Source organism: Blautia sp. DFI.9.10, assembly GCF_024461705.1.
GTDB lineage: Bacteria > Bacillota > Clostridia > Lachnospirales > Lachnospiraceae > Blautia_A > Blautia_A fusiformis.
Genome location: NZ_JANGAA010000004.1, coordinates 92,906 through 105,029, shown reverse-complemented (window position 1 = coordinate 105,029; position 12,124 = coordinate 92,906). Strand labels below are relative to the sequence as shown.

11 protein-coding genes and 1 other RNA gene are annotated in these 12,124 nt (G+C 43.6%); all 12 read right to left on the bottom strand.

What is annotated here, in order from left to right; all coding sequences use genetic code 11:
- Positions 1-23: 23 nt before the first annotated feature.
- Entirely contained in the window at positions 24-1,172 is a 1,149-nt protein-coding gene (locus NE671_RS03890) for a YncE family protein (RefSeq protein ID WP_092070438.1), read from the bottom strand.
- Between the two features lie 17 nt (positions 1,173-1,189).
- Positions 1,190-1,738, bottom strand: a complete 549-nt coding sequence (locus NE671_RS03885) for a 4'-phosphopantetheinyl transferase family protein (protein ID WP_022426374.1) — start codon at positions 1,736-1,738, stop codon at positions 1,190-1,192.
- On the bottom strand, positions 1,735-3,561 hold the full coding sequence (locus tag NE671_RS03880; RefSeq protein WP_129974469.1) for an ATP-dependent helicase: 1,827 nt from the start codon (positions 3,559-3,561) through the stop codon (positions 1,735-1,737). Before NE671_RS03880 ends, NE671_RS03885 begins: the two co-directional genes overlap by 4 nt.
- Positions 3,562-3,583: 22 nt before the next feature.
- Positions 3,584-5,038 (bottom strand): glutamate--tRNA ligase, encoded by a 1,455-nt coding sequence (gltX, locus tag NE671_RS03875; protein WP_015524432.1) that lies wholly within the window; start codon positions 5,036-5,038, stop codon positions 3,584-3,586.
- A gap of 173 nt (positions 5,039-5,211) precedes the next feature.
- Positions 5,212-5,445, bottom strand: a complete 234-nt coding sequence (gene acpP / locus NE671_RS03870) for an acyl carrier protein (RefSeq protein ID WP_015524431.1) — start codon at positions 5,443-5,445, stop codon at positions 5,212-5,214.
- Between the two features lie 141 nt (positions 5,446-5,586).
- Positions 5,587-6,747: an FtsW/RodA/SpoVE family cell cycle protein gene (locus tag NE671_RS03865; protein WP_092070471.1), complete on the bottom strand. Its 1,161-nt coding sequence runs from the start codon at positions 6,745-6,747 to the stop codon at positions 5,587-5,589.
- Positions 6,748-6,863: 116 nt separating this feature from the next.
- Positions 6,864-7,209, bottom strand: a transfer-messenger RNA (tmRNA) gene (gene ssrA / locus NE671_RS03860).
- A gap of 260 nt (positions 7,210-7,469) precedes the next feature.
- Complete coding sequence (efp, locus tag NE671_RS03855) at positions 7,470-8,027, bottom strand: elongation factor P (RefSeq protein ID WP_015524430.1); 558 nt, start codon at positions 8,025-8,027, stop codon at positions 7,470-7,472.
- Between the two features lie 86 nt (positions 8,028-8,113).
- The gene (locus NE671_RS03850) at positions 8,114-8,623 is read right to left on the bottom strand and encodes a shikimate kinase (protein WP_015524429.1); all 510 of its coding nucleotides are present in this window, start codon (positions 8,621-8,623) and stop codon (positions 8,114-8,116) included.
- A complete protein-coding gene (locus NE671_RS03845) occupies positions 8,620-9,126 on the bottom strand; it encodes a YqeG family HAD IIIA-type phosphatase (RefSeq protein WP_110103007.1) in 507 nt (168 codons plus the stop codon). The genes NE671_RS03850 and NE671_RS03845 overlap by 4 nt, the downstream gene beginning before the upstream one ends.
- Before the next feature lie 21 nt (positions 9,127-9,147).
- Complete coding sequence (locus NE671_RS03840) at positions 9,148-10,509, bottom strand: citrate/2-methylcitrate synthase (protein ID WP_129974431.1); 1,362 nt, start codon at positions 10,507-10,509, stop codon at positions 9,148-9,150.
- A 247-nt stretch (positions 10,510-10,756) separates the two neighbouring features.
- Positions 10,757-11,974, bottom strand: coding sequence for an aminotransferase class I/II-fold pyridoxal phosphate-dependent enzyme (locus NE671_RS03835; RefSeq protein ID WP_015524426.1), 1,218 nt, complete (start codon positions 11,972-11,974; stop codon positions 10,757-10,759).
- Positions 11,975-12,124: the final 150 nt, after the last annotated feature.

Sequence of the window (12,124 nt, the reverse complement as noted above, 5' to 3'; positions counted from 1 at the left end):
TTTGATGCTCTCTCGTTTTTTCTTTATTCCGACAGAAAAAAAAGACTTTCTTCTTCGTCATAGGTCTCCATCTTCGAAAGATTCAGCTTCAGGACCCGATCCACAATATTTACGGAGGACGCACGGTATGCATAGGCACAGGATTCAAACATCACATAAAGACTGTCACCCTCCACCACGATCTGTTCCAGTCGTTCCGGAAAACGATAAGTTCTGGCAGAATTCTCGTTTACATACAAACGCTTATCGGATTGTTCATAAAACACCAGCCTGGATGGCAGGATTCCAAAAGAATGAGAGATCAAAAGCTTATCATTATAAAAAGCAATTCCCTGAACCTGCTCCGATATGGTGGAATAATCCAACGGAACTGCCATTTCAAAATCCATGCCCAGTTTCTCGTCCATGGTATTGATCAGTTTTCCCTCTTCGTCAACTCCGTATCGTGCAATTACACTTTCGTTATATTTTTCAAAGCAGCCTACATACAGACATCCCTTATAAAAGGTCATAAAAGAATCTCTCACGATCCCATAAAGACTGACTATCTGGAAAGTATCCACCGGCAGATGGCTGTCATCATAATCGTAGGCTTCTATTGTATCCATCTTTATACTCACTGCCTGTGCGATCCCATTGATATTGGAGGAACACCATAATAACTTATGCTCCGGGTCATAGGCAAGTCCTCCCACATGAGGCTGTCCAGGCAGTATCACTTCTTTAATAAAATTATGATTTTCCTTATCGATCACATAAATGACCGAATTATGTTTCTGTGTGCTGCAGTAAGCGCTGACCAGCACATAATCCTCTGTAACCGCCAGTCCCTGAGGCGTCATGGATGTACACATGGCAGGAGTGGCACCCTTTTTTGTGAGCAGCGTCCTGGTATTCTTCAGCCCGGGAATGACATATGTTCCATATTCCTTCTCTTTTTCTCTCCCATCAAAGGCAAAATAAGAAAAATCCTCTTTCTGGGAAAGCATCTGTTTCTGTCCCCGCAGTGTATACACTGCAGCACCTCGGTTTGTCACCACAGCTTTTGTGGGCAGCTCCGTTTTTGCACGGTAAACAAATGCATATAAAAAATAACATATGCACAGCACAAAAACAACTGCCAGGATCTTCAGAATGAAAATCCTGAAGCTGCGTTTCATCTCTTTGTTCATTTCATCGTCTCTATTTGCTATTTCAAAATGATGTCTTCGTATTCAAATCGTAATTCCAGGCTGTCCCTGGACCAGATTGCACCACTGTATCCCGGTTCCAGCTCCAGCATTATGTAATTTCCCTTATCCATGGAAATCGTACGCAGATCCCTGGACAGTCCCTCTCCGGTCCATTTGATATATGCCTCTCTCAAAACCCACTGGGCAAAAAAGGCTTTCTCCATATCATCTGCATCCAGGATTTCCCGTATCATATCTGCCGGCACCATTCTTTCAAGGAGCCGTTCGTAATTTACCTTCTTGTGGATCTGCACATCAATGCCCACCTCTTCTCCGGCAAACAGACACATCACATATTTTCCGGAATGTGTGATATTATAATGAATTCTTGGAAGCAGGGTAAAAAACGGTTTCCCATGTTCCCCCTTTGACCGAGGCTCAAAAGCAAGCTTTCGTCCAAATTCCCGCTCAAGTCCGATTTCCAGAAGTTTTTCCCCGATCATATGCTCCATATTCTTGCTGTTATATTCATCTCTGATCTTCGTATAATAAATAATCCCATTCATAATCCGGCCTCCTCAAGAAAACGGGACGGTTCCCGTTCCTTCTCATACTGCTGTCTTACATAATACAGGCAGAGTTTCTTCTTTGCCCGTGTCATACCAACGTAGAAAAGCCTCCGTTCTTCCTCCAGATGTGCCTCCAGGACTGCCTTCCGATAAGGCATGCTGCCTTCATTTACATTCATGATATATACATTGTCATATTCCAGACCTTTGACCGCATGAAGAGTGGATATCACCACTCCTTCCCGTTTCACATCCTGTTTCTTCGCCTGTTCTTCAAGCTTTCTGGTATACTCGTCCATATAGGCCATCCATTCTTCCAATGTTTTCATTCCTCTGGCACTTTCATGGATCCGGTTCAGGGTTTCCATAAGCTCTTCCGGTTTTATTTTACGATACCTTGCATATTCCTGCAAGTATTCTTCGTATCCCATGCCATTCCGGATAAAATTAATGGCTGCATAAGGGGCCATAGTCTTTAAGATCCGAAGATGTGTCTCCATCGTTGTGATCCTGTCACACATCCAGTCTTTGTCTTTGTAAAACTCTCCCAATGCTTTAAAATCAACGTTTTTTTCTGTCAGAGCATCTCTGGCTATGTATCGGTTTGGCCGGTTCATGATCTCCAGAAATGTACTGCGGCTCCGGTCTCCTTCTGCCATTTTCAAATAAGCGATCATATTCCGGCAGATCCAGTGTCGGAACAGGTTGGGCAGTTTTTCCTTCATAGTGAAAGGAACCCCATACTCCATCAACGCAGCGACCAGTCCTTCGGCTTCCTGATTAGTCCTGAAAAGCAGCGCTGTATCTTCAATATTATCCCCTTCTTCCATCCGATTCCGCAGCAGGCCTGCAACTGCCATATATTCGTCTCTGGGATTTCGAAATTCTTTTATCTGCACCGGCTCTCCCGGTTCATTTGGTGTGGAAAGTTTTTTCACATAACGGTTTTCATTATGATCGATCACCTTCATGGCTGTATCCAAGATATTTCCACTGCACCGGTAATTGATATTCAGGATCACCGTCTCCGCATTTTTAAAATCTTCCGGGAAATTCAGCATGATCTCCGGGTGAGCGCCGCGGAAATGATAGATAGACTGATCATCGTCTCCCACCACAAACAGATTGTTCTCCGGTGCTGCCAGCATCTTCACGATATCATACTGAAGATGATTGATATCCTGAAACTCATCCACCAGAATATAGTGAAACTTCTTCTGCCATGCAGATAGGATATCTTTTCGCTTTTTCAGAAGTTCATAACAGCTTAACAGCATATCATCAAAGTCAAGTTTTCTTCTTTCATTCAGGACTTTTCGATATCCCTGAAAAATCTGTCGGAATACTTCATCCGGGCAGCAGGAAGAATAATAATGTTCCAGAGAGATCCTTCCACCTTTTACAACACTGATCTCCTTGGCAATATCTTCCACAAAATCCCCTTCCTGGGACTGTTCTGCAGCACAGTTTACCACCAGTTCTCTTAAGATCGCATATTTTTCTTCTTCTGACAGGATATTTCCTCCATTCAGACCATAAGCCTGTTTGAGGATCCCGTAAAACACTCCGTGAAAAGTCCCGAAAGTAACGCCGGTTCGCTGAACACTGGTAAATTTCAGAAACCGTTCTTTCATTTCCACTGCTGCTGCCCTGGAAAAAGTCACAACAAGAACAGAGGAAGCCGGTATCTTCCCTTCCTGGATCATATGTGCTGTTCTTTCTACTATGACGGAAGTTTTCCCCGAACCGGGGCCTGCCAGAACCATCATAGGTCCTGACAGGTGGGCGATTGCCCTTTTCTGAGATGGATTTCGTTTCATAACTGGATTATCGATCACACTCTTATTTATTTTCAAGCTTTTCGATTGCTGCATGTACACGTTTCAGTGTCTCTTCCTTGCCAATGATCTCCATGATCTCTGTTGCACCGGCCGGTGTCATCTGCTTGCCGGATACTGCTGTACGAAGCGGCCACATAACATAACCATTCTTATATCCGTGCTCCTTTACAAAAGCGCTTAAAGATGCATACAGCGGATCATTGGTATAATCCTCCTGTGCTTCCAGTACCGGAAGCACTTCCTTGAGAACTGCAAGAGAAGTCTCCTCTGTTGTTTTCATCTTTTTGTGGCGGTACATCGCACTGTCATACTCCGGAACTGCCTCAAAGAAATCTACAAGCTCCGGAATATCCGGGAATACTTCAATTCTGGTCTGAACCATTCCTGCAATCTTCTTAAGATCAAAGTCTTTTTTCAGAACTTCTTTCAGATACGGAAGTGCTCTCTCATAGAATGCCTCCGGATCCATCTTCTTGATATACTCACCATTCATCCATTTCAGCTTGGCAATGTCAAAAACTGCCGGTGATTTGTTGATATGATGATAATCAAATGCCTCCACAAGCTCCGGAAGAGAAAAGATCTCACGGTTGTCTGCCGGGCTCCATCCAAGGAGTGCAACATAGTTGATCACTGCCTCTGTCACAAATCCCTGATCGATCAGATCTTCATAGGAAGAATGTCCACATCTCTTGGAAAGCTTCTGATGTGTCTCGTCTGTGATCAGCGGACAGTGAACATAGGTCGGGATTTCCCATCCGAATGCCTCATAAATACGATTATACTTCGGTGAAGAGGAAAGGTATTCGTTACCTCTTACAACATGTGTGATTCCCATAAGGTGATCATCAATTACATTTGCGAAGTTGTAGGTCGGATAACCGTCAGATTTGATCAGGATCAAATCCTCCATCTCCTCATTGTTAACGGTGATATCTCCGTAAATAACATCATGGAATGTAGTGGTTCCCTCTGTTGGCATATTAAAGCGGATAACATGCGGCTCACCTGCATCCAGACGGCGCTGAACCTCTTCCTTGGAAAGATGGAGACATCTCTTGTCATAAATAGAGATTTCCTTACCCGCAACAGTACGTTTCATGCTTTCCAGCTCTTCCTTGCCGCAGAAGCAGTAATATGCATCTCCCTGCTCAATAAGCTGTTTGGCATATTTCAGATACATGCCTGTTGCCTGACGCTCGCTCTGTACATACGGGCCAAATCCGCCATCCTTGTCCGGTCCCTCATCATGGAGAAGTCCTGTTTTCTCAAGAGTACGGTAGATGATATCTACAGCTCCCTCCACATAACGTTCCTGGTCTGTATCTTCAATACGGAGGATAAAATCTCCGCCTTCATGTTTTGTGATCAAATAAGCATAAAGAGCTGTTCTTAAATTACCCACATGCATTCTTCCTGTAGGGCTCGGTGCAAATCTTGTTCTGATCTTTGTCATTTCTTTTCTCCTCGTTTTTGTTGTTTCTCTTTATAGGTGCTATTATATACCCAAATCCTTCAAAATGTCCATAGGTTTTCCGGCGGAATACCCTGCCATCCCTCTCATGTATCTTCGCATATACAAAAAAATCCTCTGAGACACTGTCGTCCCAGAGGATCCTAGATTTCTGCTTATGCTTCTACGCCTTTGTTCTTAAGATAATCGATCACATCTCCAACTGTGTTCAGATCTGTAAGCTCCTCTGCCGGGATCTCAACATTGTACTCATCCTCAAGAGCCATGACCAGTTCAAACAGGTCAAGAGAATCTGCACCAAGATCATCCTTGAAAGATGTCTCCGGTGTGATTGTAGATGCCTCACAATTTAACTGCTCTGCAAGCATTTCTTTCATTTTTTCTAACATGTCTTATTCTCTCCTTTAATCGTTACAGATCGAATCTGTTTCCTCTTTTTGAGCAAAGTATATAGTCTGCAAAAACAGTTGTCAAGAGGATTTTCCCAAAAAATGGCTCCAGAGCAAAAATATTTTGATTTTAAAACTATTTTACTCTTGAAATTTTATCTGACGGGCCACGCTGAGAGCTATTGCCATCTCCAGCATCAGGAACACAATGGACGTTCCTCCGTAACTGATAAAGGGCAAGGTGACACCTGTATTGGGCATCAGATTCAGTACAACGGCAATGTTAAGGATCACCTGCAGCGCAATATGTATAAAAATCCCGGTAACGATCAGTGAGCCAAACAGATCCGGTGCATTCTGCGCAATAAAAAACAACCTGTACAAAAGATATCCGAACAGGATCAGTACAAAAATCCCTCCGAAAATTCCAAGCTCCTCACAGATAATGGAAAAGATCATATCATTTTGTGCTTCCGGAACACTTCCAAGCTTCTGGATACTATTTCCAAGCCCGCGGCCAAAAAGCCCTCCGGAGCCAATGGCATACAATGCCTGCAGCGTCTGATAACCGCCTTCATCGGAATATTTCTCAGGCTGAAGCCATACAAGTACTCGCATAACACGGAAGCTGTCACTATTCTTGGTCGTCGCAACCAGAAAAAGTACTCCGATCACAATAAGGATCACTCCTGCCGCTGCCACAGCAATAAACGGACGCATATCCGGATGTGCCACAAACACCATTCCAACTGTTATTCCCAAAATGATCATGGCTGTACTCAGGTTATCTGTAAGTATATAAGCCGCAAGCGCAAGTCCTGCCCCCGGAAGTCCCAGGATCATACAGCTCTTTAAAGTTTTCACCTTTCGTCCCATTTTTCCGATCATGTAAGCCATCATGATAATAACCGCGATCTTTGCCAGCTCGGCAGGCTGAAAGTTGATCGGTCCGATATACAGCCATCTGGTAGCACCATGAGAGGAATGTCCCAGCGGAGTCCGCACAAGTCCCATAAGGATCAGCGAAGCCACATACAACGCAGTTGTAAAAGGAAGAAGGATATGATAATCCAGTATTTTTGAAATAAATAACGCTCCGATCAGACATGCTGCACTGATCAGTGCCTGTTTCTTAAAATAAAACATATCGTTGCCATAATTCACTTCTGCCATATATGAACTGGTGCTGTAAAGCATGACCAGTCCAAAGCACACCAGCAGTACAATAACAGCTACCAGATTATAATCATAATAATCAGATTTCTTATTCTGCTTTTTTCTGTTAAGCAGAGTTTTTTTCATTCTATCACCATCGCTTTCTGTATCTGCGAAGAATTTCCTGATATCCACGAGTAATAAAGAAAGTAAAAAAAATTCCCGGAAAGCCGCATAAATGCTGTCTTTCCGGGACGTTCCATAAATGGACCTGAGGGGAATCGAACCCCTGTCCGAAAGCCTATCCCTTAAGGCATCTCCCATCACAGTCGCTGATTTAACATTCCCTCAGCAGTACGCCCACCGACAGGCTTACTGCTTCAGTAGCTTCATGATACATCTACCGGGGCAAAGCTTACCCGGCAAGGTTTCTCACATGGTCGACGCCAGATTCCCGATGTGTGAGTGCAACGGGGCTGACGAGCAGCTTAGGCTGCTAACGCTAACTTTTCGTCTGCGTTTATATTTAGTTCCCGGTTGGTACGCAGTCCAGGAGTCTGCGGATGGCTTCCCTAACTTCAAAGCCCCCGTCGAAACCAGTACAAGCCCTTAAAAGACTTCTGTGACAGGATCATTTCCGGTCATCTCTGGTGGACAGACGAACTTCTTAGTCAGTTTTTTGACTGGGTTTAATTATACCAGAATGATTTTTCGTGTCAAGGATATTTCAAAAAAAGTCCAGACTGTACAGTTTTTCTTACCTGTACAGTCTGGAATATGCATTCAAACTTTGGTATTTTAAATACTGTCAAAATGATCTTTTAATTTTATGGCACAAAAAAACCCGCTTACGCGGGTTTTTTGCTGCATTATACACGTGAGAGATACTCACCTGTTCTTGTATCGATCTTCAGTTTGTCGCCCTGGTTTACGAACAGAGGAACCTGAACCTGTGCACCTGTCTCAACAGTTGCCGGTTTGGTAGCACCCTGTGCTGTATTTCCTGCGAATCCTGGCTCTGTCTCAATAACCTCAAGCTCTACAAAAAGAGGTGGCTCGATTGCGAATACCTCTCCGTTATGAGAGCAAACCTTAACCATCTCATTATCCTTAACAAATTTCAGAGAATCGCCAACCTGCTCCTCTGTAAGACCAACCTGATCATATGTCTCTGTATTCATGAAGTAGTATAAACCACCATCCTGATACAGATACTGCATATCTACACGCTCAATACGTGCTGCCGGGAATTTCTCTGTAGGGCGGAAGGATTTCTCTACTACAGAGCCTGTGATAATGTTCTTGTATTTTGTTCTTACAAAGGCTGCGCCTTTTCCTGGTTTTACATGCTGGAATTCAACGATCTGACATACGTTTCCATCAATTTCAAGTGTGATACCATTTTTGAAATCACCTGCTGAAATCATAAATATTTCCTCCTTAATATATGCGGTTCTTTTTCGCTATGGATTATTCTATAATACCTTTTGCCATTTTTCAACTGTTTTTTTGTTTAAGCCTTCAATTTTTCTTCAATTTCTGCGATCAGCTCATCAAAAGGCTTCACTCCTGTGACAACTTTAATGTCCGCAAACTTCTCATAAACCGGATCTCTCTGTTTCAGAAGTTTCTTGATCTTCTCTTCTTTATTCTCAGTTCCTTCCAATGTGGGATTGTTACTTCCTTCCAGACGTTTGATCAACGTTGCAGCAGATCCCTTCAGATAGATGATCGTTCCCATACTCTGGAGATATTTCTGGTTCTGCTCCTGAAGAGGCAATCCCGCACTTACAGAGATTACCTTCCGTTCGCTGTCTGTGGACAGTTCCTTGACTGCCATAGTCTCCAGCGCACGGTAAAATGCTTCTCCAAAGCGTTCAAATACCTCCTTTACTGACATGTTCATTTTTTTCACGATCAGTCTGTCCACGTCAATAAACGGAAGCCCCAGGTCCTTCGCCAGTCTCTTTCCAACTCGTGTCTTTCCTGAACCCATAAAGCCGATGATTACAATATGGTTCATGAATTCTTTCCCTCCTCTTTTTGGTAAAAATGTAATACTATTTTTTCCAGATATCGCTTCAGTACGATCTGGATCTCCTCTTTTGGATGAATCGGTTTCACAAGGATCGTCCGGATCCCTGCTCTCTTTGCTCCATAAATATCCGTAAACAACTGATCTCCTATAAAGATCGTCCTGTCAAGATCGATTCCGATCACCTGGCAGGCTTTTTTATAATTTTTCACAGCCGGTTTATGGGCATTTTCTATAAAATCCCCCTCTACTGCTTTGGCAAAGGGCTCCACACGAGGTTTCTGGTTATTGGATACAAAGCAGTATCGAAACCCGAGAGCCCTCAGCTTTTCAAACAGTTTCTTTGCCCGGTCATCTGCCGGTGCACCGTGGGGAACAATGGTATTATCGATATCAAAGAGCAGCCCTCTGTATCCTTCTCTGTAAAGCTTCTCATAATCGATCCCATACGCAGAATCCAGATATTCATCCGGAAAAAAGCATCTGAACATCTATTCCACCTCAGTCCTTTCCTATCGCTCGCAAAGAGGAATATACTCTGCTTCCGGAAGGACATTCTTATATGCGGGACGGATGATCTTATCCACATTGATAAGCTCTTCCATACGATGTGCGCTCCAGCCTACGATACGTGCAATAGCAAACATCGGTGTGTAAAGCTCCAGCGGCAGATCCAGCATGCTGTAAACAAATCCGCTGTAAAAATCCACATTGGCACTGACACCCTTATAGATCTTACGCTCCTCTGCGATAACCTTTGGTGCAAGACGCTCTACTGCAGCATACAGCTGATAATCCTTCATTCTGCCCTTTTCTCTTGCAAGCTGTTCCACATAGCCTTTAAAGACTTCTGCACGTGGATCTGAAACAGAATAGATCGCATGTCCCATACCATAGATCAGTCCACGTTTATCAAAGGCCTCTTTATGAAGAAGCTTCTTAAGGTATGCACTGATCTCCTCTTCATCACTGTAGTCATGTACGTGTTTACGCATATCGTTAAACATTTTTACGACTTTGATGTTGGCACCGCCGTGTTTCGGGCCTTTCAGAGAACCTAGTGCTGCCGCGATCGCAGAATACGTATCTGTCCCGGAAGAGGAAACCACATGTGTAGTAAAAGTAGAGTTATTACCACCGCCATGCTCCATATGAAGGATCAGAGCAATATCAAGGATCTCTGCCTCCAGTGCCGTATACTTCTTATCCGGTCTTAACAGACGCAGGATATTCTCAGCTGTGGAAAGCTCCTTTTTAGGCTGATGGATATAAAGACTCTCGCCTTTCTCATAGTGGTTATAGGCCTGATATGCATAAACAGATAACAGCGGGAAAACGCTGATCAGGTTGATACACTGACGGAGCACATTCTCCAGTTCAATATTATCCGGGTCTTTGTCGTAGGAATAAAGTGTCAGCACGCTTCTTGACAGAGCGTTCATAATATCTCTGGATGGTGCCTTCATAATGACATCCCTTACAAAATTCCGCGGAAGCATACGCTGGTTCGCAAGAATCCCGGAAAATCCATTCAGTTCTTCCTGATCCGGAAGCTTTCCGAAAAGAAGCAGATAGGTTACTTCCTCAAAACCGAAGCGCCGGTCATTGATAAAACCATTTGTCAGATCCTTAATGTCATACCCGCGATAAGAAAGCTTACCTGCGCAGGGAACCTCTTTTCCGTCCACGATCTTCGTTGCCTGGACATTGGAGATCTGGGTCAGTCCTGCAAGGACACCCTTTCCATTCAGGTCACGCAAGCCTCGCTTGACATCGTATTTGCCATATAAAGACAGATCCAGTTTGTCATTCTCACGACAGATCTGGGTAAGTTTCTCAATCTCAGGTGTCACTTTCATGTTGAATTTGCTCATCAGTTATTTCCCCTTTCGATTTCTGTTTTATTGCTGTTCGATAACGGTCCCTCCTCATTCCCCTCTCAAGCAATTCTGGTCTTATTTGTATATCCCGGCGTAGCTGGCCGGGATATTTCAGATATATTATAACATTTTTTTCGGTTCCGGTCTATGCCGAAAATATAACCGAATATCTGCTTTACAGTTTATCGGTTATGAGCAGGCAGCGAATGCGGATCGCAAATCTCTTCTTGTCTATCTGCGATCAGCCCTGCTTATATGTAGCAAAGAACTCTTTCATCTTCTTCATTGCCTTGTCAAGCTGGCGGATATCCGGCAGATAAACAATACGGAAGTGATCCGGCTGGTTCCAGTTGAATCCCTTGCCCGGAACAACAAGCACCTGTTTCTCATGAAGAAAATCCAAAGCAAACTGTTCATCATTGAAAATATTGAATTTCTCAGTATCGATCTTCGGGAATATATAAAATGCCGCATGTGGTTTTACAACGGAAATTCCCGGAATATCATTCAGGGCCTTGTAAATAAAGTCTCTCTGCTCATAAACACGTCCGCCCGGCTGCGTATATTCATTGACACTCTGATATCCGCCAAGTGCAGTCTGTACAATGGACTGTGCCGGAACATTTGAACAGAGACGCATGGAAGAGAGCATATTGATTCCCTCTATATAACCCTTCGCCTTACTTTTTGCACCACTTAAAATCATCCATCCGATGCGGAAACCTGCGATCATATGAGACTTGGACAATCCTGAAAATGTTACACAGAACACATCGGGTGCAAGGGATGCAATCGATGTATGTTTATATCCATCCATAACAAGACGGTCATAGATCTCATCAGAAAAGATGATCAGCTCATTTTCTCTTGCAATGTCTGCAATCTGTTCCAGGATCTCCTTCGGATATACTGCACCTGTAGGGTTATTGGGATTGATGATAACGATCGCCTTGGTCCTTGGTGTGATCTTGCTCTTGATATCCTCAATATCCGGATACCAGTCAGACTGTTCGTCACAGATATAATGAACTACATTTCCGCCTGCCAGTGTTGCAGTAGCTGTCCACAACGGATAATCCGGAGCCGGGATCAGGATCTCATCCCCGTTATCAAGCAGCGCCTGCATACAGAGGTTGATCAGTTCACTGACACCATTTCCCGTATAAATATCATTAATGGTAACTCCCGGGATCCCGCGAAGCTGTGCATACTGCATGATCGCTTTTCTTGCAGAAAAAATGCCCTTGGAATCGGAATATCCCTGGGAAGTACGAACATTACTCAGCATATCCAGGATCACTTCCTGAGGTGCTGAAAACCCAAACGGATACGGATTACCAATATTCAGCTTCAGAATCTCCATTCCATCTTCTTCCATTCTGGCAGCCTCATCCACAACCGGTCCGCGCACATCGTACAGCACGTTGTCAAGCTTTGATGATTTCCCGAATGTTCTCATAAAAACCACTCCTCTTCTAATTTTCACTATTATTTAACCATTTTAATTTCATAGTCAAAAAATATTTATTCTATATCATCTCACATTTAGGCTTTCAACGCAAGAAATAAAAATTTAAAAAAATTAAATTTAGCACTTCCCTTTTTTAGC

What these genes read in the sequence shown, in the direction of transcription:
- NE671_RS03845 (WP_110103007.1), bottom strand. Translation starts at nt 9,126, where the DNA reads ATGTTCAGATGCTTTTTTCCGGATGAATATCTGGATTCTGCGTATGGG.
- gltX (WP_015524432.1), bottom strand. Translation starts at nt 5,038, where the DNA reads ATGACAAAGATCAGAACAAGATTTGCACCGAGCCCTACAGGAAGAATG.
- NE671_RS03890 (WP_092070438.1), bottom strand. Translation starts at nt 1,172, where the DNA reads ATGAACAAAGAGATGAAACGCAGCTTCAGGATTTTCATTCTGAAGATC.
- acpP (WP_015524431.1), bottom strand. Translation starts at nt 5,445, where the DNA reads ATGTTAGAAAAAATGAAAGAAATGCTTGCAGAGCAGTTAAATTGTGAG.
- NE671_RS03885 (WP_022426374.1), bottom strand. Translation starts at nt 1,738, where the DNA reads ATGAATGGGATTATTTATTATACGAAGATCAGAGATGAATATAACAGC.
- NE671_RS03865 (WP_092070471.1), bottom strand. Translation starts at nt 6,747, where the DNA reads ATGAAAAAAACTCTGCTTAACAGAAAAAAGCAGAATAAGAAATCTGAT.
- NE671_RS03880 (WP_129974469.1), bottom strand. Translation starts at nt 3,561, where the DNA reads ATGAAACGAAATCCATCTCAGAAAAGGGCAATCGCCCACCTGTCAGGA.
- NE671_RS03840 (WP_129974431.1), bottom strand. Translation starts at nt 10,509, where the DNA reads ATGAGCAAATTCAACATGAAAGTGACACCTGAGATTGAGAAACTTACC.
- NE671_RS03850 (WP_015524429.1), bottom strand. Translation starts at nt 8,623, where the DNA reads ATGAACCATATTGTAATCATCGGCTTTATGGGTTCAGGAAAGACACGA.
- NE671_RS03835 (WP_015524426.1), bottom strand. Translation starts at nt 11,974, where the DNA reads ATGAGAACATTCGGGAAATCATCAAAGCTTGACAACGTGCTGTACGAT.
- efp (WP_015524430.1), bottom strand. Translation starts at nt 8,027, where the DNA reads ATGATTTCAGCAGGTGATTTCAAAAATGGTATCACACTTGAAATTGAT.